This is a genomic window from Streptomyces sp. NBC_00358 (assembly GCF_036099295.1).
Lineage (GTDB): Bacteria > Actinomycetota > Actinomycetes > Streptomycetales > Streptomycetaceae > Streptomyces.
In genome coordinates, this window is the sequence record NZ_CP107976.1 from 755712 (window position 1) to 773370 (window position 17659).

Consider the following 17659-nt stretch of genomic DNA (forward strand, 5'->3'; position numbering starts at 1 on the left):
GAGTTGTTGCCCTCCGTCTTTATACGGTGAAGGCCGACCAGCCCTACCGGCCACGCTCGAACTATTCGCCCAGTCCGTGCGGCGACGCTCCTTCGAGGCTGAGGCACGAGAACTCGGCGAGAGGGCTGCCCGCGGGGACGTTGAGCAAGGCGGTGAGCTGTCCGTGCGCTTGAACCGTGGTGGTGCGAACGGTGACGCGCAGAGCGGTTTCGGCCACGGTCCACGGGTCCAGGGTCCCCCAGCCGCCGAAGTACATGATCTTCCACCGACCAGCCAGGCGTTTTCGGGCGAACTTCAGTGGTCGTAGGCGGTCGGTGCGCGCATGCCTGGCTGGCCGCGCATGAACCTGGCTCCACTCATCAGGCCAGGCCCCCTTGGAATCGATCATCCAGGGAACCGGGAGGCGCTCTACCGGCGGACCGCCGAGATCAGCCCGCCGGGCCGCTCCTCGCGCTGCGGCGGGGTGCTGATCGGACGGCCGTAGGCGGCAGCGCGCTCGCGCAGGGTGTGGCTGTCGGCCTCCCAGCCGTGCCCGGCCAGCCAGCCCACCGGGTCGTCGGGCATCTCCGAGATCCACATGGACGCCGCCGATCCCGGCACGGCGTCCGCGCCGAAGCGCTCGATCACGCCGCGCGAGCCCAACGTCAGCCCCATCCGACTGCCTGCCGCCGACTGCGCGCTGATCCGGGCCAGCAGCAGCTCCACCGCGTCCTCGGGCAGATAGATCAGCAGTCCTTCGGCGATCCAGGCGGTCGGCACGGCCGGGTCGTGCCCCGCGGCGGCCAGCGCGCCCGGCCAGTCCTCACGCAGATCCACCGCGACGGTGATCCGCTCGCAGCGTGCGACGGCCCGCTCCTGGCGCAGCACCGAAGCCTTGAAGTCCAGTGGCGCGGCGGTGTCGACCTCGAACAGCCGGGTGCCCTCGGGCCAGTCGATCCGGAAGGCCCGGCTGTCCATGCCGGCGCCGAGCAGCACGACCTGCCGGACCCCGGACGCGGAGGCCTGCCGCAACAGGTCGTCGAGGAACTTCGTCCTGATGACGATGGAGAACGACACGGCCAGCCGGCGGCGTCGTGCGGCCTCGTCATCGGGCAGCGGCGGCGAGGGGGGCCACAGGCCGCCGGCGGTGGCGAAGGCCTGTGCCAGTGGGTCGCGGAACAGTGCGTTCTCCCGCTCCGTCTCCAGCGCCCGCACCCTGGCCACCCCCACCGCCGTGGCCCACACTCCCGACGGCTGCACCCGCTCCTGCTCATCAGTCACCGCGCCAGCCTAGAAGATCGCTTCCAACGGGCCTGATGAGGGGAGCCAGCTTCATGCGCGGCCGGTCAGTCATGCGCGCATCGCTTCTCGGCATCCAAAAGGCCACCTCGTAACGCACATCCGGCGGACTACTGCAGCGACCAGGGGCGGCCCGTGGAGACCGCGGACATCGTGGTGCCCGCCGCTCACTGCGAGATCGCCTACGAGATCCCCGGGACCCGTCGCCGTCCCGGCTCCTACGAAGCGGACCGGGGCGTGTCCGCTGAGCCCTCTGCCGCGCCTCGCGTGCGCAGGAGACCCCAGCCGACGAGCGTCGCGGCCACGACGGTGAGCGTGAGGCCGGCGATCGTGACCGCCTCCTGGAATTGCGCGGACTGCCGGGCGCTCCAGTGCGCCGTGGCGATGTCGCCTGTGAAGAGCGCCGCGAGAATCGTGCCGGTGACGGCTATGCCGACGCCCGAGGTGACTTCGGTCGCGGTGTCGGTGAGCGCCGCACCGATCGTGGTGCGGTTCTTCGGCAGACCACGGAGCACGTTGACCCCGGCGACCACACCGACCACGCGCATCCCGGCGGCCACGAGCACGAGGGCGATCGCGACCCACACGTATCCGAAACGGCCCAGCAGAGCGTAGACGGCGAGCCCGAACACGACCGCCGTGGCACTGAGCCACGCGGCCCGGTCGAGACCGACCCGCTTGACGAACGGACCCACGAACGCGCCGCCGGCGACGAGGACGACGACCTGTGGCAGCAGCCCGACGGCGGCGAGCGCGGGCGTCCACCCCCAGTCGAGCTGCAGTTGCAGCGTCACCATGTAGCCGAGGCCGGCGGTCGCCAGCCCGGCCGCCGCCTTGTACGCCAGGCCGCTCGAGACGAGAGGCCGGGCGACGATTTCGAGGTCGAGGAGCGGGTAGCGCGCCGAACGCTCGCGGAGGACGAACAGGATCGCCGCGACGAGGGCCGCCACCGTCGCCGCCCAGGGGACACCTGATGCGGTGCCCTCGTTCACGAACAGCGTCGGCGCCACGAGTGCGAGGGCGATCGTCGCCGTGCCCAGCACCGCACCGAGGATGTCCACCGGGTCGCGGTGGAGATCAGCCGCTTCGTCCTCGGCTACGCCGGTCCGTACGCAGATGGCGGCGAGCAGGGCGATCGGCACGTTCACCAGCAGCAGCACCTGCCAGGGCGCGACCGCGAGCACGAAGCCACCCGTTGTGGGGCCGATCGCGAGCCCGACCAGGCCGACGGTCGAGATGAGGGTCGTCGCACGGACACGCAGACTGTCCTCGTCGAACAGCCGGAAGGCCAGCGCCATCGATCCCGGAGTCGTCATGGCCGCCGCGACGCCCATCACCGCGCGAACGGCGATCAGTTGTGCCGGGGTGTCGACGAAAGCGGTCGCGAGGCCGGCGACGCCGAGCAGCGCCAGCCCGATGAGCATGATCCGTCGTCGGCCGAACCGGTCGGCGATCGCGCCGAAGACGAGCATCAACCCGCCGAAGGTGACCGCGTACACGCCGGTCACCCACTGCAGCGCGATCGTCGAAGCGTGCAGCTCCCGGCCGATCGTGGGCAGTGCGACGTTCAGGATCGAGTTGTCCAGCATCTCGAACAGGAAGACCGCCGACAGTCCGGCCAAGGCGACCCAGGCCTCACGCAAGGACCTGGGCGAGCCGGGAGAACGCATTGCTGGGGAGTCCGCCGCCGCGGGCGCGGTTCCGGTCTCGTGGGGAGTATTCACGAACAGCCACCTAAGATACAGAGTCCTATCTTACGGCCGTCAGGGTAGGGCGTTAAGATAAGATAGGCAACTCTATCCAAGGGAGGTACGGATGCCTGAGCGGCGCCGCGGAGCGGCACTCGAGAAGGCGCTTCTCGACGCGGCCTGGGAAGAACTCACGGCCACCGGCTACGCCCGGTTCACCATGGACGCCGTGGTCCAGCGCGCGGGCACCAGCCCCTCCGTCCTCTACCGCCGCTGGTCCGACCGCGACGAACTGGTCCGGGCGACCATCGTCCACGTCCTGAGGGAGAACGTCCTCGACCTTCCCGACACGGGAAGCCTGCGGGAGGACGTCCTCACTCTCATGCGGGAGATCAACGCCACCCGCGTCCAGCTCCTCACCGTCATGAGCGTGCACCTGGCCGACTACTACCAGGCGACCGGCAGAAACCCCGGCGAACTGCACGACCCCGTCACCACCGGACGCACGAATTCAGTCGACGTCCTCTACGACCGTGCCGTCGACCGCGGTGAGATCAGACCCGAACGCCTCACCGAACGCATCAAGTCCCTCCCCTTCGACCTGCTGCGCCACGAGATCCTCAGCACCTTCGCCGCCGTGCCCGACCATGTCCTCGAAGAGATCGTCGACACCGTCCTCCTCCCACTGGTGCGCTGACCGCACATGGCGCGCACCCTCGCCGGCCGGAGACGAGGGTGCGCGTCGTACGGGTCAGGAGCGGACGCCCCTCACCAGGGTGCCGGGGCCGGTGGCGGGATCACCGGCGGCCGGTCGTCGCAGGTGATCGTGTTCGGCAGCTCCCAGGACGCCATCCACGGGCCCGTCGTACCGCCTCCGTCGTTGCCACCGAGGTCCCGCACCGCGAACTCGGCACCAGTGGAAGGGAAGTTGAACGCTCCGCAGTTGTTGATGCCGACCGCGCCGACGTTGCGGGCGTCCACGTTCTCGAAGGACGCCGAGCCGGCGGAGCGGGCGCTGAGCACGGACGTGCCGGTGCCGTCCACGCGGATGTCCTTGAAGTGGACGCCCCGGATGGCGTACTTGTCCTTCACCGGGAAGTCGGAGACCAGCATGATCGCGTTGTAGGAGTTGTCGAGGAAGTGGTCGCCGGCGACCTGGACATCGGCGTCGATGTCCCGTTCCAGGGCGTAGAACCAGATGGCGCCGAGACCGATCTTCCAGTTGAGCTCGAACGGACCTGAGCGGACCGTGGTGTTGTCCGTGATCCACAGGTGTCCGGTGAACGGCTGCGCGCCGAACCGGGATCCGACCTGGATGGCGCTGCCCTCCCTGACCGGGTCGGCGACGAGGTTGCCGGTGACCCGGTTGTCGGTACCGCCGTACAGAGCGATGCCGTTGGCGAGGACCGGACTCTGCACGGTGTTGTGGGTGAAGGCGTTGCGCGCGTCGCCGGTCTTCTCCGACCACATGGCCAGGCCGTCGTCGCCGGTGTTTCGGACGAAGGTGTCCGAGACGGTGGAACCGGTGACGCCTGTATGGAAGTTGAGGCCGTCGGCGATCTGGTCGGCGATCACGTCGCGCGTGATGCGCAGCCGCGTCATCGGGCCGTCGAACCACATGCCGACCTTGGTGTGGTGCAGGTAGAGGCCGTCGATGGTCGAGTCGCTCAGCGCCCCGCCCACGGCGTTGACCTGGTCGGTGTCGATGCGTTCGCGCACGTCGCCCTCGACGGCGAAGCCGGACAGGTGGACGTGGTGACTGCCGCCGTCCGCCGCGTCCTTGCCGTAGAAGCCGACGCCGGTGTGCACCGAGCCGTCGGGGGCGGGGGTGTCGAGGGTGACCTGGTGGCCCTTGACGATCGTGTACCAGTTGCCCGCCCCGACGATGGTCACGTCGTCCACGACGATGTGCCGGTTCACCTGATACGTGCCCGGCGGCAGGTACACCTTGAGGTGCCGCTGCCTTGCGTACGCGATGGCCCGGTCGAACGCGTCGCCCGCGTCACGTCGCCCGGTGGGGTCGGCGCCGAACGCGAGCACGTTCGCGGCACGCGGTTCGATGTGCGGGGGCGCGACGAGCTGGGTGTCGAGCAGGTCGATCACGGTCCAGGCCGCGGCGCTGCCCCGGGGCGCCGTGAGGCGGACGGTGTCACCCGCCTCGTACCGCTTCCCGAGCAGCAGCCGCTGCTCGTCGTAGAAGTGACTGGGCCTGAACGGCTTGTCGACGACGGGCGCCGGGGTGGTCGCGGCGGGAACGCATCCGCACTCGGTGATCCACCAGTCCGGGTGCAGCAGGTCGCCCTGCGGGTCGTTGCTGAACGGGTACTGGTTGTAGAGCCAGGAGTACCGCGAGGTGAGCGTCATCGTGCCGCGATGTCCGCCGCCGACCGAGACGTCGAGCGGCGCGGTGATGCCGCCGCCTCCGGGGGCGTCGGGGATGCTGTAGCGCACGGTGAGAGCGTTGGCGGCGCGGGGCAGAGTGAACTCGACGTGCTGGCCCGGCTTCAAGCGCACCGCCGCTCGGCCGGACGCCTCGGAGGGCAGGGTGTAGGCGGTGCGGTCGGGGCCGATGACGGTGCCGTCGGTGGACGCGTTCTCCGCCTCCTGTTCGGCGAAGTCCACCTTGGCGCCGCGCCCTGCGACGAGGGCGGGGTCGAGCGCGGCCCGGGTCACCGCGGGGGTGCCGACGCCACCGCCGGCCCCAGGAGCGGCCGGGGCGGGTGTGCCGAGCGCGAGCACGAGTCCGGTGGCCGCCGCGGTCACCGCCGCGGCCGTCCTGGCCGGTCTTCGCGCACGGCTGCGGACCCGCTCCGCGGCCGCGTGTGTGGTGTACCGCGACATCAGATTCTCGTTTCTCTCGGAACGGACGAACCAGGACGCACGAGGACGGGTGAGGGCTTCGAACGGGTGAGGGTTACGGACCGGTGAGGGTTACGGACCGGTGAGGGTTACGGAGCAGCAAGGGTTACCGACGGCGATCAGGCACGGGCGCGATCGAGCAGGGCAGGGCGAACGGGCGATACGAGGGTGCCGGGACCGCGCGGAACGCGGCGGCGCGGGGTGAACAGGCCGTGCCGGTGCCGTGACAGTAGGGCGTGGCAGGGCACCCCTACAAGGCACTGGACGCATCTTTCCACTCGCGAGTAGAGATTCTGCGCGGCTTCGTCGATTTCTTGCAGGGCTCAAGGCGCACAGGCGCGGAACCGGAACGCCTGGGTCGGACACCCCGCCCCGAACGAGTGGCCAGGCGAGGGAGGACGTCGCAGAGGACTCAGGGGCGGTTCAGACCCCACGTCTGCAAGGCGAAGGGCCGCCCCTTCTCCTCACCGGTGATCAGCGGCACGTCGAGCCGGCTGAATCCCGCCTTGGTGGCCACGCCGACGCTGGCGGTGTTCTCGGCCTCCAGTTCCAGGATCACCTGCTCCGCGCCGAGCTCCTCGAAGGCGTACGCGGCCATCACCCGTACCGCTCGCACCGCCAGCCCCTGGCCGCGGTGCGCCGGGCCGACCGCGTAGCCGAGCTCCGTGCCCTCGGGGGCACGCCGCAGCATCACCTCGCCGAGCGGTGCGCCGCCGTCGACGGTGATCGCGAGCAGAACGGCCGTGCCCTGCGCCCGCAGCTGCCGGTCCCGGTCCAGGCGGGCCCGGGCGGCCACTTCGTCGAACGGGGAGACGATCGGCGTCCAGTACGCGACGTCGGGGTGATCGAACAGCGCCGGCATCGCCGTCAGGTCCGCCTCCGTCCAGTCACGCAGGACGAGGCCCTCCCCTGCGAGCTCGATCCGCTCGGGAAAGGACGGCGTGCTGCTGCTCATGGTGCGGAACCTCTCTGGCTTGTACAGGACGAGGAAGGATAACCGGGCGCGGGCAGCCTGATCACCTGCCGGTTCCCGCGCTCGTGATCGTCCTCAAGGGCGGGCCGACCGCACGGCCAGCAGGAGCCCGCTCGCCCAGGCCATACGGACGGAGCGAAAATCCTCTCGTCCTTCCAGCTCGGCCAGGAGGCGCTCGACCGCGCCCGCGTGGTCCTCAGGCCAGTCGGGCCGCGGGTCGAGGTCGTCGATCACATATGTCCCGCCCACGGCAACGAGCGCCAAGGCCCGTTCCAGGTGGGCGAACTTGCCGGGCCAGGTGTCCGCGAACACCAGGTCGAACGGCTCCCCGTCATAGTCCTGCAGCCACGCGCCGGCGTCTCCGGCCACGAAGGTCACCCGCGGATCGGACACGAACTGCTCACGGGCGACCTTCTGCACGACCTCGTCCCGTTCGATGGTGACCAGACGAGAAGCGCTGTCCATCCCACTGAGCAGCCACGCGGTGCCCTCGCCCACTCCCGTACCGAGTTCGAGGATGCGGCCGGCGGGACAGGCGGTCGCCAGGACGGCCAGCAGGCTGCCGGTTCGCTCCTCGCTGGACCTGGTGAAATCCGCCTTGCGCGCCGCGGCACGCAGGGTCGGCAGTGAAACCGGGAATCGGCTCGGGATGTCGTCCATCCGGGGATCCTCCAGTCCGAACGCCCGCCCCGCAACACGCTTTGCGGTCCTTTCAGCGCCGTTATCCGGCCGGTTCACGGCACTACGAGATTTCCGCCGGAGTCCGGCGCCGGTTCCGAAGCTCGTCGGCGGCGCGGGCTCGGCGAGATGCCCCGCGCGGATCACACCGTTCGAGGCACACTCGAAATTCCGAACCTTACGGAACTTACGGAACTTGCGGAACTTACGGGACAGCGCTGACGCCGCCGATAAGATGCCCGAGGTGGTCCGCCGCCCCCTGGCAGGCACAAGCCCGAGCCCGGTCCGGGTCCGGGTCCAGGTCCAGGTCTAGGTCCAGGTCCAGGTCCAGCAAGTTGACCGCCGAGTGAGAGGACCGCCAGTGAGCCAGCAGGGTTCCGTCCGTGCGGCCGTGTTCTCGGCCGGGTCCTGGGGGACCGCCGTCGCCAAGATCCTGGCCGATGCCGGCAGCAGCGTCGTCGTCCACGCCCGCCGCGGCGAGATCGCCGAAGCGATCAACACCGTTCACCGCAACCCCGGTTACTTTCCGGACGTGGAGCTGCCGGCCTCCCTGACCGCCACGACCGACCCGGCCGCCGCGCTGGACGGCGCGGACCATCTCGTGTTGTCCATCCCCGCGCAGTCCCTGCGGAGCAGCCTCGCAGCGTGGGCACCGCACATCGGGCCCGACACCATGATCGTGTCCCTGATGAAGGGCATCGAGCTGGGCAGCGGAGAACGGGCGAGCCAGGTCATCGCCGAGGTGACCGGCGTGAGCGCGGACCGGGTCGCGGTGCTGTCGGGCCCCAACCTGGCCCGCGAGATCATGGACGGCCGACCCGCGGCCGCGACCGTCGCCTGCTCCGACGAGAACGCCGCCCGCCGCTTCCAACAGGCCTGTCACACCCCCTACTTCCGTCCCTACACCAGTACCGACGTGACCGGTTGCGAGCTCGGCGGCGCGGTGAAGAACGTCATCGCCCTGGCCGTCGGCATCGCCTCCGGCCGGGGCCTGGGCGACAACGCCTCGGCCATGCTCATCACGCGTGGCCTGGCCGAGACCACTCGGTTGGCTGTCGCCCTGGGCGCCGACCCGGCCACCCTCGCCGGGTTGGCCGGGCTCGGCGACCTGACGGCGACGTGCACGTCCCCGCTGTCCCGCAACCGAACGTTCGGCACCCACCTCGGTCGCGGCCTGAGCGTCGAGCAGGCCACCGCCGCCACCCGTCGGACGACCGAGGGCGTCAAGTCCGCCGAATCGATCCTCGCCCTGGCCCACACCCACGGCGTGGAAATGCCGATCACGGAAGTCGTCTCCGCACTGCTGCTGGAGAAGGTCACCCTCGACCAGGCCGCGGCCGCGCTGATGCAACGACCGCCCGGAACCGAGCACTGACCGCAGGCACCCGGTCTCGCGAGGCCGCCCGCGGCGCCGCTGCCCGATGGAGTTCCCAGGTTGCGGCGCATGCTCGACGGCGTCGGCCGGCCACGTCGGGGACACGGCTCCCTCCGGTCTACAGAGCGTGGTGCAGCCAGCGCTGGAGCACGTCGTTGACGTCCGCCGGCAGTGCGCTGATCTGATCGATGACCGCACGGTCTTCGGGCATCGGGGGGATGCCGGCGGCGGTGAGGGTCGCATGCAGGTCGAGGCGCCGCCGGTCCTGCGGGTCGAGGGTGTATCCGAGGCGGTGGGCGGGGTTGGGCGGCGGCAGGAGGAAGTCGATGTCGTCGCCGAGCTGCGCCGGAGCCGGCCAGGCGCCGCCTCGGGGGTTTACGGCATAGGGGTCGACGAAGGCGCAGGAACTGAGGCTCTCGTTGCTCCAAGGGGTCATCTCTGTCTCCTCACCGGAAGAAATGCGAACTACCGGTCCAGAGGTGCGCGCGGGCCCCTTCGGTTGCGCAGGCGACCCCGACTTCACGCTGACGGAGCCTTCGGCGGCTGATCACCTCGTGTGACCAGCAGACGACAACGCTGCGCCGAAGCTGTGACTTCCGGGACGAACCGTTCACCACAAAGGCTCGGCCAGGTGCTGGAGTTGAGGGAGTTCGCGATGCCGCCACAAGGCGAACCTCAGCCACGTGCCGGCCTTCCGACCCCAAGTCCCTTTTGACGCCGAACCCCGACGCGGCGCCACCGGCCGCACGCCCAAGCAGGACGACGAAGCTCCCAGGATCGGTCCGCCGCACACCCGCAGGGCACGCTGTCCAGGCCATGGAAATCAAGCGCCGCCACACTCACCGCAAGACCGGCAAGGTAGAGACGAAGACCGTCCCGGCCCATCGATCAAGCCGGAAATGCAGTGCGGGCTTTGGTCACGGGATGAGGGTGATCCGGTCGCCGGTGTCGGTACGCCAGGCTTGTTCGACTTCTTTGAGAGGCACGGCCTTCGAACGGACATCGAACTCGCCCTTGGCGATGGCGTGGACGAGTTTGGGCAGCTCCTTCAGCCAATCCCGGCCGGGGACCGAGCCGATACCGCTTCCGACGATCTGCAGTCGTGCTGCCCGCAGAGCGGCCGAGGGGATCGGGGAAGTGGGCCCGGCTACAGACCCGATCTGGAGCCAGGTGATCGGGTCGGAACGCTCCTTACGGGCAGTGATCATGTCGACGATGCCGACCGCGGCCGGCTCGCCCCACAGATAGTCGATGACCACGTCGACGTTCGCGGCCTCGGCGAGCCGGTCGAGTGGGAGCACCTCGTCCGCACCAAGCGAACGAAGAGCCTCAAGGGCGGCGGCGTTGCGGCCGGCGCCGATGACATGGGCGGCGCCGAACCTCTTGGCCACCTGGACGGCCATGCGCCCGGCATTGCCGGTGGCGCCGAGGATGAGCACGCTCTGGCCTCGCTTGAAGTCGACGCGGCGGCGCAGCGCCACCCAGGAGGACATGGCGGGATTCATCGCTGCGGCAACGATCACCGGGTCGACACGCTTGGGCAGCACGATGCTGCGGTCAGCGTCAATGACCGTGCACTCGGCCAGAGTCCCCAGGGATGTCACGTCGAGGATCGCGTACCGAAGGCGGCCGTCAGGTCCCCGGACGACGCCGTCGATCCCAGGGATCAGTGGGAGTTCGCCGGTGCTGGTGTAGTGCGAGCCGTCCGATTGGGAGCGCACTCGGGGGTGGAGACCGGCGGCAAGGACGTCGACGACGACCTCGTTCTTCCCGCGAGCGACGGGGTCGGAGAACTGCTCGTAGCGTGGCGGGGCGCCAAAGGAGTGGACTACTGCGGCATACATGCGAGGACTCCACACTGATTTAGTTGGTGGCACGTACTACTCGCAATGTAGTTTGTGCCACCAACTAATGCAAGCTAAGATGCCCCCATGGCCTCCGATCCTCAACCACCCACAGCGGCCGTAGACGATGCCCCTCTCAACACGGTGGACGCCCTCGTGCAGCTGTCCTTCGCGGTGCACCGGATCCTGGGTGAAGTAGGCGCCGAGCGCGGACTTTCGGTCATCCAGGTCCGGCTGCTGGGGGTACTGCGGGATCGCACTGCCGGCATGCTCGAACTGGCCACAGTCCTCGGCCTCGACAAGTCCTCGATGACAGGCCTGGTCGCCCGCGCGGAGAAGCGCGGCCTGCTGAGACGCTCACCGTCTCCGCATGACGGCCGCGCGGTCCTGGTCTCCCTGACCGACGACGGCAAAGACCTCACGGACTGGGGCACCGCCGAGATCGGCAGGCGCATCTCGGCACTTACCGATGGACTCACACTCTCCGAGCGGGCGCGGATCACCGAGCTGGCGTCGGCCGTTGTGCAAGCGCAGCGGTCAAGTGCGTCTACATGGCCGTCATGAGCCTGGATCCGACGGGGCAGGGCCGCAAACGCCGGCCCCAGGGAAGATGGCACGCGAACGCGACCCCTGTCCGTGATCAAAGGCTTCGAGAACCTTGATCGTCAGAAGTCGCGTCTCTCGTCGCCGAACCGGGCGAACCGACCACGGCGGCGCGCACGCCGGAGATCAGTCATCTCGCAGACTGAGAACGCATCAGCCCTGTGCTCAGGGGCCCCTCCAGCGAGGCAAAAGGTTCCGTTCAAGCCCGGCGGATGCCCTGGAGCATCCTGCTGATGACTGCCGCGGCCTGGTCGGGGTGTCCTTCGAGCCATGCGGTGAGGTGTGCTCGGACGGCCTCCGCGACCTGGGAGCGTACGGTGTCACCGCCCAGAAAGCCGCGCGTGGCGCCGTGGAACTCGGGGCTGTCCAGTCTGACGGACACGACCGCTGTCAGGCCCTCGCTGATCCGGTCGGCGTCGAAGTCGTCGTCCGTCAGCGTCAGTTGCCGGTGGGCTCGGGCGTAAGCGGTCATCGCGGCCGCCACACCGTCACGGAAGCCGGCCGCGTGGGTGCCGCCGTCGGGGGTGGACCTACCGTTGGCGAACGTCCGGATCCGCTCCTCACGGGAGTCGCTCCAGCGGAAGGCCACCTCCAGCGTCCCCGCCATCCTCGGATCCTCCCGCTCGAAGGCGATGACGTCCAAGTGAACGGGCACCGCTGCCGGTTCTTCGAGGAAGGTGACGAAGTCCCGCGTCCCACGCGGGAATCTGAACCGCTCGGCCCGTGGGCCACCCTGAGGCCGCTCGTCCGTCAGCGACACATCAAGGCCCCGGTTCAGGAAGGCCAGTTCCCTGAACCGTTCCGCCAGCACGGCGAACGAGCACTTCGCCGTTCCGAAGATGTCGATGTCGGGCCAGAAGGTGATGGTGGTCCCGCTTCCGGTCGCCGGCCCGGCCACGGTGGGCGGGGTGAGTGAGGCGCCGCGTACGTATTCCTGAACCCAGCGGACGCCGTCGCGCCGTACCTCCGCCTTCAGACGACTCGAGAGGGCGGTGGTGACACAAGGCCCCACCGCCAGAGCGCTCATGGCCGCTTCGTGACGGCCGCCGTGCCGCGCCCCGGCCTGGAACCGGGTCAGCAACGCTTCGAGTCCGGGGCCAGCGGCGTCCGCATCGACCCCTACGGGGATTCCCGGCCCGTCGTCGGTCACGCGCACGCCGCCGTCGGACATGAGGGCAATGTCGACGACGCCGGCGCGGCCCGCCAGCGCCTCGTTCACGGGCCGACCCGCGACCTCGAACACCAGCTGGTGCAGGCCCCGTTCAGTGGTCGAGCCGATGTACATCCCGGGCCGCTTCCGGACGGCTTCCGGCCATTCCAGCACCTGGATGTGGGCAGCGTCGTACTCGGTCATGGAGTCCCCTCCGAGGGTGTCCAGCAGTGCCCTCAGGTTACGCAGATTTCGGCAAAACGCCAGGTCAGAGGCTGTTGGCCGACGTCGTGCGCGAGTAGGTGACGGCCTGCGCGGGGGTGGTCGGTCCAGGGGGCCGGAACGGCGGTGACAGCACGGACGGGGGCCCGCCGAAGGTGCGTACGAACCCGTTCCCGGCGGCCCTCGGGTCCCCAATTCCGACAGGCGGCGAACTGCCCGCGTTGCTCACCGGAGGGTGACCTCGCGCGGCGCTTCGAATCCTCGCCGCGCGATCGGCGACGCCTACTCGCCTGCCGTCGCTGGCCGTTGATGCCCTGAGCGAGCATCCAACGGACAGCGTCACGCAGACGAACGATGTCGGGAAAGTCGGCCTGGGTGGCGAGACGGAAGTGCAGGTCGTCACACCGTGATCTTCATACGGAAGCGAGCCGCCTCAGCCGTTCGTGCCCTGCCAGCGGATGGCGGCGGCGCCCGCGAAGTCGCCCGCGTGGGCGAACCCGCCCAGCACCACAAGGTCGCCGTCCTTCACCTGGCCCGCGCGGATCGCGTGGTCCAGGGTGATCGGGATCGCGGCCCCGAAGAGGTTCCCGTACTGGTCGAAGGTGTTCAGGTGCCGTTCGGGAGGCAGTTGCAGTGCCTCCCGCCAGTTCCGCAGGAAGGTGCGGTTCGGCTGGTTGGTGACGAGGACGTCGATGTCGGCGGTGGCGACGCCGAGCCGCCCGCACAGGTCCGAGATCACCTCCGGGACGAGGCGGTTGCCGCGCGCCAGAACCTTGGCGACACTCGCGTCGGTGAACCCGATCCTCAGCTGGGACTCCCCCGGCTCCCAGTACTTGCGGCCGTCGTCGACCGCCACGGTCATGTCGCCTGCGTGGTCCCCGACATGACGGGTCTCCACGTCGAGGACCGGGGTGCCCGCCGATGTCGTCACCCAGCCCACGCCACAGCCGTCGCCCGGGATCGCCGCCTGGGCGAGCCTGCGCACCTCGGACTGGGTGAACCACTGCCCCGCCGCGCTCTGCGCGTTGCAGATCAGAGCGGTCTTCGCGTCGGTCGTGGCGAGGATCTGCCGGGCCAGCTTCAGCATGTACACGAACGAGGCGCAGCCGGCGTTGGCCACGTCGACGAGCCATTCCGGGTTCAGGCCGAGTCTGCGCGCCACCTCGGTGCCGGCTCCGACGAACGGAAGGTCCGGTAGTTGGCTGTGCACCAGCAGCACGTCGACGCCACGGATCTCGTCCCTGCCGTGCCGTTCGATCAGGGGCTGGACGGCGCGTTCGATCATGTCCGCGTTGGTCTCGTCCGCCGCGACGTGGTGCCGTGACGGCGGAACCTTGAACATGGGGTGACTGCGGAGCTTGTCCTCCGCTCCGGGGTACTCGGTGTAGAACTCGGCGGGGACCGGTTCGCCGGGGAGGTAGCTCGCGACGTCGGTGAGGCTGACCGTGGTCACTGTGCCACCGCCCTCGCGGGAGCCACGCTGACCGGAAGTCCGTTGCGGTGGCGGTGTTCCAGGATCGCCTTGAGGTTGTTCATCTCCACGGTGTGCCCCGCATAGAAGAGGTCCCAGTAGTCGCCCACCCAGGGCCTGTCGGGACGGGGAGCCAGGCCGGGGTGCGGGTTCTCGTCGTAGTAGGGATGACGGCAGTTGGTCCAGGTGATCACCGATCCCGGCCTGTCGAGAACCCGGCGGGCCGGCACGACCCGCATCAGGTAGATCATCCACAGCTTGTCGCCCTGGTCCCAGGAACAGTGGTAGTCCACGGTCATGGCCTCGGGGTTGGCGACCACCTCGCAGTAGATCCTGGTGTCGTCCTCCAGCCGGTCGTGGCCGACCCACAGCCCCGGTGTACCGGACGGGGCGAAGTCCCGCAGGCTGCAGGTCCACTCCTCCAAGTGGTGGCCCTGGCTGAGGTATTCGTAGGTCAGCTCCGGCGGGCAGTCGACGTACTCGTGGATGGTGCAGTACTGCCCGTACACCTGATGATGGGGGTAGACGGCGTGGGTGAGTTCCATGCAGTGGGCGGTCAGCTCGTCCCTGCCGGGGTTCTCGATCCGCATCAGGCCGGGGATGTCAGCCAGCGGTGACGACTCGTCGCTCATCCGAATTCTCCTTGTGGTCGGCGTGTCCCGTACGGCCGGTGTCTTCGGCGAAGGGCTGGAAGGGGAGAAAGGGCGGGATCTCCTTCGGGTCGCAGTCCAGCGCGACGAAGGCCGGGCCACCGCTGCTGTTGGCGCGCAGCAGCGCCCCGCACAACTGGTCCGCGTTCTCGGCGTCGGTGACGTCGAGCGACGGGAATGCGGCGGCCACTCCGGCGGCGATGTCGGTCCGGCCGAACAGGTCGTCGCTGCGGACGCCGCCCTGGAGGAAGTCCTCGCGCAGCGCGCACATGGCGTGGGCGTTGTTGTTGAAGATGACGAAGGTCACGGGTGCCTCGTGTTCCACGGCCGTGTGCACTTCCGCTCCGTGCATGAAGAAGGCCCCGTCCCCCGCGAGCACGTAGGTGCGGCGCCCGGTGGCGAGCGCGGCGCCGATGCCGGCACCGAAGGTGTAGCCCATGCCTCCCATACCGAGTGCCACCACGAAACGGCCGTGGCGCGGTGCCGGGAGGAGATGGACCGCGCTGGCACCTGTGTTGCCCGCGTCCACGAAGACGTGCGCGTCCTCAGGGAGTGCCGTCTCCACGGCGGCGACCGCTCGGGCGTAGGACATGGTTCGCCCCCGGGCGGTCGGGGAGCCCGGGTCCGCCGTGGGGGTGGGCCGGGGACCGGAGTGCCGGGGGCAGGCATGCGGGCGTGACGGGAGCGTGCCGTTCACCGCGCGCAGCGCGTCCCGCAGGTCCCCGACCAGTTCCGTACTCGACACGAACGACGGTTCCGGGCCCAGGTGTACGACATCGGTGGCGGCCAGGGCCCGGTCCAGGCCGCCGCGCGCCATGAGCGGCAGCCGGGTACCGACGAGCAGGCACACATCGGCGCGCCGCAGGCAGTCCTCGACGTTGGCGTGCCCCATCACCCCGGCCACGCCCGCGAACCGGGGATCGCGGTTGTCGAACACGTCCTTGGCGTCCGGGGTGACCGCCACCCATGCCCCGAGGTTGCGGGCCAGTTCCGCCAGTTCGGCCCGCGTGTCCGTGGCGGCGACGTCCTCACCGGCGATGACGAGAACCGTGCCCGCCGTCCGAAGGACGTCCGACACCTTGGCGAGCGCCGCACTGTCGAGCCGTGGGGGCGATGCGGTCGGTATGGCCGGTGCCGGTGCGCCCGGCGAAGGCGTATCAGGGGAGACCAGGGAAGGACCGGTCGTCGTCGGCGCCCGGTCGTGGAAAGGCAGCCGGATTCGGGCCTGTTGCGCGTCCTTGGGCAGCAGCAGCACCGCCGGACCGCGCGGTTCGGCCTGGGCCGCCGCCATCGCCCGGGGCAGCAGTTCGACGAGCGAGTCCGCGTCCTCGACCCGGGCGCAGAACCGGGAGATCGGGGCGAAGACCTCGGCGGCGTCGAAGGAGCCGCCCCTGCCGCTGGTGTCCTGGAACGATCCGTTGCCGTCCTGTTCGGTCGGCGGCTGGCCCACCAGGGCGAGCAGGGGCACTCGGGAGGCGTAGGCCTCGGCCAGGCCCGGTACGAGGTTCATCGCGCCGCCGCCCGAGGTGGCGACGACAACGCCGAGGCGCCCGGTGGTCCGGGCGTATCCGTCGGCCATCGTGACGGCCGAGAACTCGTGCTTGGCGACGACACCACGGACGGTGCCGCCGCGGTGAACGGCGTCGTACAGGTCCTCGATGTTCGCGCCGCCGACACCGAACATGTGGGTGACCCCGGCCCTGGCGAGCTCGCCGGCCAGATGGTCGACCATGCGCACCGTCTCCGCCTCGGGTAGGTCCGAGGTGCTGGTGCTGGTCATACGGGGCTCCTGTCCCTCTCGTGGCTCCGGTCGATGAGGCCGGCCGGCGTGATGACCTGGAAGCGGTGCCGGTACTCCCTCGGGGTGAGTCCCAGGCTTCGTCCGAAGGAGCGGAAGAAGGTCTCGGGGGCGCCGAATCCGCAGCGGCCCGCTATCTGACCGATCGACAGATCCGTGGTCTCCAGGAGCTCGCGCGCACGGGCGATCCGTGTGCGCTGGACGTACTGGCCGGGGGTCGTGCCCACCTCGCGCCGGAAGACCCGGGCGAAGTTGCGCAGGCTCATGTTGGCCTGCCGGGCCATCTCGGCCACGGGTAACGGGTTGTGCAGGTTCTCCAGAATCCACTCCTGCGCGCTGCGGATCGGCGGATGGTCGGCCAACTGGGCGTCCAGCATCGCGCTGAACTGGGACTGCCCTCCGTGGCGTTTGAGGAAGAGAACCAGGAACCGTGCCGTCTCCAGGGCGAGTGCAGCTCCGTGATCGGCCTCCACCAGGGCCAGCGCCATGTCGATCCCGGTCGACACGCCCGCCGAGGTGACGAAGGGGCCGTCCCAGACGAAGATCGGCTCGGCGTCCACCGTCACGGTCGGATAGCGGCAGGCCATCGCCTCGCTGTAGGCCCAGTGCGTGGTGGCACGTCTGCCGTCCAGAAGGCCCGCCTCGGCCAGCAGAAAGGATCCGCCGCATACGGAGGCGACCCTGCGCGACCGGGCCGCCGCCTCACCGATCCACGAGACCAGCGTCTGGTCCTGGATCGCCTCGCCGACACTCCATCCTCCCGGGACGAGGAGCGTGTCGATGGGGCCCTCGCCCGCCTCCAGGGGCAGGGCCCCCAGGGTCACTCCTGAACTCGTGCGCACCAGTGGTGCGTCGGCGGAGACCAGCTCGATCCGGTAGGGGGCTCCCCCGGGTTCGAGGAGCCGGTTGGCGATGTCGAACACTTCGATGGGTCCGGTGATGTCGAGCGCCATGGCACCCGTGTACACCACCACAACAACACGTCGCTCTGCCACGGTCACAGCCTGTATCGGATCTCCGACTGACTGCAATGACAGATCACTGACGCATCCGGCCACCACACGGTCGTC

The 17659-nt window shown here is 69.6% G+C and carries 15 protein-coding genes and 2 pseudogenes; 4 read left to right on the forward strand and 13 right to left on the reverse strand.

Annotation, left to right across the window (positions count from 1 at the left end; translation table 11 throughout):
- Positions 1–70: 70 nt before the first annotated feature.
- Positions 71–268 (reverse strand): annotated as a pseudogene (locus tag OHT01_RS03040) (GntR family transcriptional regulator); the annotation flags it as partial.
- A gap of 140 nt (positions 269–408) precedes the next feature.
- On the reverse strand, positions 409–1224 hold the full coding sequence (locus OHT01_RS03045) for a class I SAM-dependent methyltransferase (RefSeq protein ID WP_328558009.1): 816 nt from the start codon (positions 1222–1224) through the stop codon (positions 409–411).
- A gap of 110 nt (positions 1225–1334) precedes the next feature.
- Here OHT01_RS03045 and OHT01_RS03050 point away from each other — a divergent pair.
- Positions 1335–1482: pseudogene (locus tag OHT01_RS03050) on the forward strand (GntR family transcriptional regulator); the annotation flags it as partial.
- Positions 1483–1496: 14 nt separating this feature from the next.
- On the opposite strand, the gene OHT01_RS03055 reads toward OHT01_RS03050, so the two are convergent.
- Positions 1497–3002, reverse strand: a complete 1506-nt coding sequence (locus OHT01_RS03055; RefSeq protein WP_328551529.1) for an MFS transporter — start codon at positions 3000–3002, stop codon at positions 1497–1499.
- 91 nt (positions 3003–3093) lie between these two features.
- On the opposite strand from OHT01_RS03055, the gene OHT01_RS03060 reads away from it, so the two are divergent.
- A complete protein-coding gene (locus OHT01_RS03060; RefSeq protein WP_328551530.1) occupies positions 3094–3663 on the forward strand; it encodes a TetR/AcrR family transcriptional regulator in 570 nt (189 codons plus the stop codon).
- Positions 3664–3734: 71 nt separating this feature from the next.
- On the opposite strand, the gene OHT01_RS03065 is transcribed toward OHT01_RS03060, so the two are convergent.
- The 3 genes from OHT01_RS03065 to OHT01_RS03075 form a co-directional block, all read right to left on the reverse strand.
- Entirely contained in the window at positions 3735–5807 is a 2073-nt protein-coding gene (locus tag OHT01_RS03065) for a glycosyl hydrolase family 28-related protein (protein WP_328551531.1), read from the reverse strand.
- A gap of 430 nt (positions 5808–6237) precedes the next feature.
- A complete protein-coding gene (locus OHT01_RS03070; RefSeq protein WP_328551532.1) occupies positions 6238–6780 on the reverse strand; it encodes a GNAT family N-acetyltransferase in 543 nt (180 codons plus the stop codon).
- Between the two features lie 93 nt (positions 6781–6873).
- The gene (locus tag OHT01_RS03075) at positions 6874–7458 is read right to left on the reverse strand and encodes an O-methyltransferase (protein ID WP_328551533.1); all 585 of its coding nucleotides are present in this window, start codon (positions 7456–7458) and stop codon (positions 6874–6876) included.
- 379 nt (positions 7459–7837) lie between these two features.
- On the opposite strand from OHT01_RS03075, the gene OHT01_RS03080 reads away from it, so the two are divergent.
- Positions 7838–8851, forward strand: a complete 1014-nt coding sequence (locus OHT01_RS03080) for an NAD(P)H-dependent glycerol-3-phosphate dehydrogenase (protein ID WP_328551534.1) — start codon at positions 7838–7840, stop codon at positions 8849–8851.
- 118 nt (positions 8852–8969) lie between these two features.
- On the opposite strand, the gene OHT01_RS03085 is transcribed toward OHT01_RS03080, so the two are convergent.
- Both OHT01_RS03085 and OHT01_RS03090 read right to left on the reverse strand, forming a co-directional pair.
- Positions 8970–9287 carry a hypothetical protein gene (locus tag OHT01_RS03085; protein WP_328551535.1) on the reverse strand — a complete coding sequence of 106 codons (318 nt, stop codon included), beginning with the start codon at positions 9285–9287 and terminating at the stop codon, positions 8970–8972.
- 481 nt (positions 9288–9768) lie between these two features.
- A complete protein-coding gene (locus OHT01_RS03090; protein ID WP_328551536.1) occupies positions 9769–10695 on the reverse strand; it encodes a quinone oxidoreductase family protein in 927 nt (308 codons plus the stop codon).
- A gap of 87 nt (positions 10696–10782) precedes the next feature.
- Between OHT01_RS03090 and OHT01_RS03095 the strand changes: the two genes are divergently transcribed.
- On the forward strand, positions 10783–11259 hold the full coding sequence (locus tag OHT01_RS03095; RefSeq protein WP_328551537.1) for a MarR family winged helix-turn-helix transcriptional regulator: 477 nt from the start codon (positions 10783–10785) through the stop codon (positions 11257–11259).
- 238 nt (positions 11260–11497) lie between these two features.
- On the opposite strand, the gene OHT01_RS03100 is transcribed toward OHT01_RS03095, so the two are convergent.
- The 5 genes from OHT01_RS03100 to OHT01_RS03120 all read right to left on the reverse strand — a co-directional run bounded on the left by OHT01_RS03100 (position 11498) and on the right by OHT01_RS03120 (position 17584).
- Positions 11498–12652, reverse strand: a complete 1155-nt coding sequence (locus OHT01_RS03100; protein WP_328551538.1) for a DNA gyrase subunit B — start codon at positions 12650–12652, stop codon at positions 11498–11500.
- Between the two features lie 451 nt (positions 12653–13103).
- Positions 13104–14123: a 3-oxoacyl-ACP synthase III family protein gene (locus tag OHT01_RS03105; protein WP_328551539.1), complete on the reverse strand. Its 1020-nt coding sequence runs from the start codon at positions 14121–14123 to the stop codon at positions 13104–13106.
- Positions 14120–14773, reverse strand: coding sequence for an SRPBCC family protein (locus OHT01_RS03110; protein ID WP_328551540.1), 654 nt, complete (start codon positions 14771–14773; stop codon positions 14120–14122). The genes OHT01_RS03105 and OHT01_RS03110 overlap by 4 nt, the downstream gene beginning before the upstream one ends.
- Positions 14745–16571, reverse strand: a complete 1827-nt coding sequence (locus tag OHT01_RS03115) for a thiamine pyrophosphate-binding protein (protein ID WP_328551541.1) — start codon at positions 16569–16571, stop codon at positions 14745–14747. Before OHT01_RS03115 ends, OHT01_RS03110 begins: the two co-directional genes overlap by 29 nt.
- Positions 16568–17584, reverse strand: a complete 1017-nt coding sequence (locus OHT01_RS03120; RefSeq protein WP_328551542.1) for a GlxA family transcriptional regulator — start codon at positions 17582–17584, stop codon at positions 16568–16570. The genes OHT01_RS03115 and OHT01_RS03120 overlap by 4 nt, the downstream gene beginning before the upstream one ends.
- Positions 17585–17659: the final 75 nt, after the last annotated feature.

What these genes read in the sequence shown, in the direction of transcription:
- OHT01_RS03060 (WP_328551530.1), top strand. Translation starts at nt 3,094, where the DNA reads ATGCCTGAGCGGCGCCGCGGAGCGGCACTCGAGAAGGCGCTTCTCGAC.
- OHT01_RS03065 (WP_328551531.1), bottom strand. Translation starts at nt 5,807, where the DNA reads ATGTCGCGGTACACCACACACGCGGCCGCGGAGCGGGTCCGCAGCCGT.
- OHT01_RS03070 (WP_328551532.1), bottom strand. Translation starts at nt 6,780, where the DNA reads ATGAGCAGCAGCACGCCGTCCTTTCCCGAGCGGATCGAGCTCGCAGGG.
- OHT01_RS03075 (WP_328551533.1), bottom strand. Translation starts at nt 7,458, where the DNA reads ATGGACGACATCCCGAGCCGATTCCCGGTTTCACTGCCGACCCTGCGT.
- OHT01_RS03085 (WP_328551535.1), bottom strand. Translation starts at nt 9,287, where the DNA reads ATGACCCCTTGGAGCAACGAGAGCCTCAGTTCCTGCGCCTTCGTCGAC.
- OHT01_RS03090 (WP_328551536.1), bottom strand. Translation starts at nt 10,695, where the DNA reads ATGTATGCCGCAGTAGTCCACTCCTTTGGCGCCCCGCCACGCTACGAG.
- OHT01_RS03095 (WP_328551537.1), top strand. Translation starts at nt 10,783, where the DNA reads ATGGCCTCCGATCCTCAACCACCCACAGCGGCCGTAGACGATGCCCCT.
- OHT01_RS03100 (WP_328551538.1), bottom strand. Translation starts at nt 12,652, where the DNA reads ATGACCGAGTACGACGCTGCCCACATCCAGGTGCTGGAATGGCCGGAA.
- OHT01_RS03110 (WP_328551540.1), bottom strand. Translation starts at nt 14,773, where the DNA reads ATGAGCGACGAGTCGTCACCGCTGGCTGACATCCCCGGCCTGATGCGG.
- OHT01_RS03115 (WP_328551541.1), bottom strand. Translation starts at nt 16,571, where the DNA reads ATGACCAGCACCAGCACCTCGGACCTACCCGAGGCGGAGACGGTGCGC.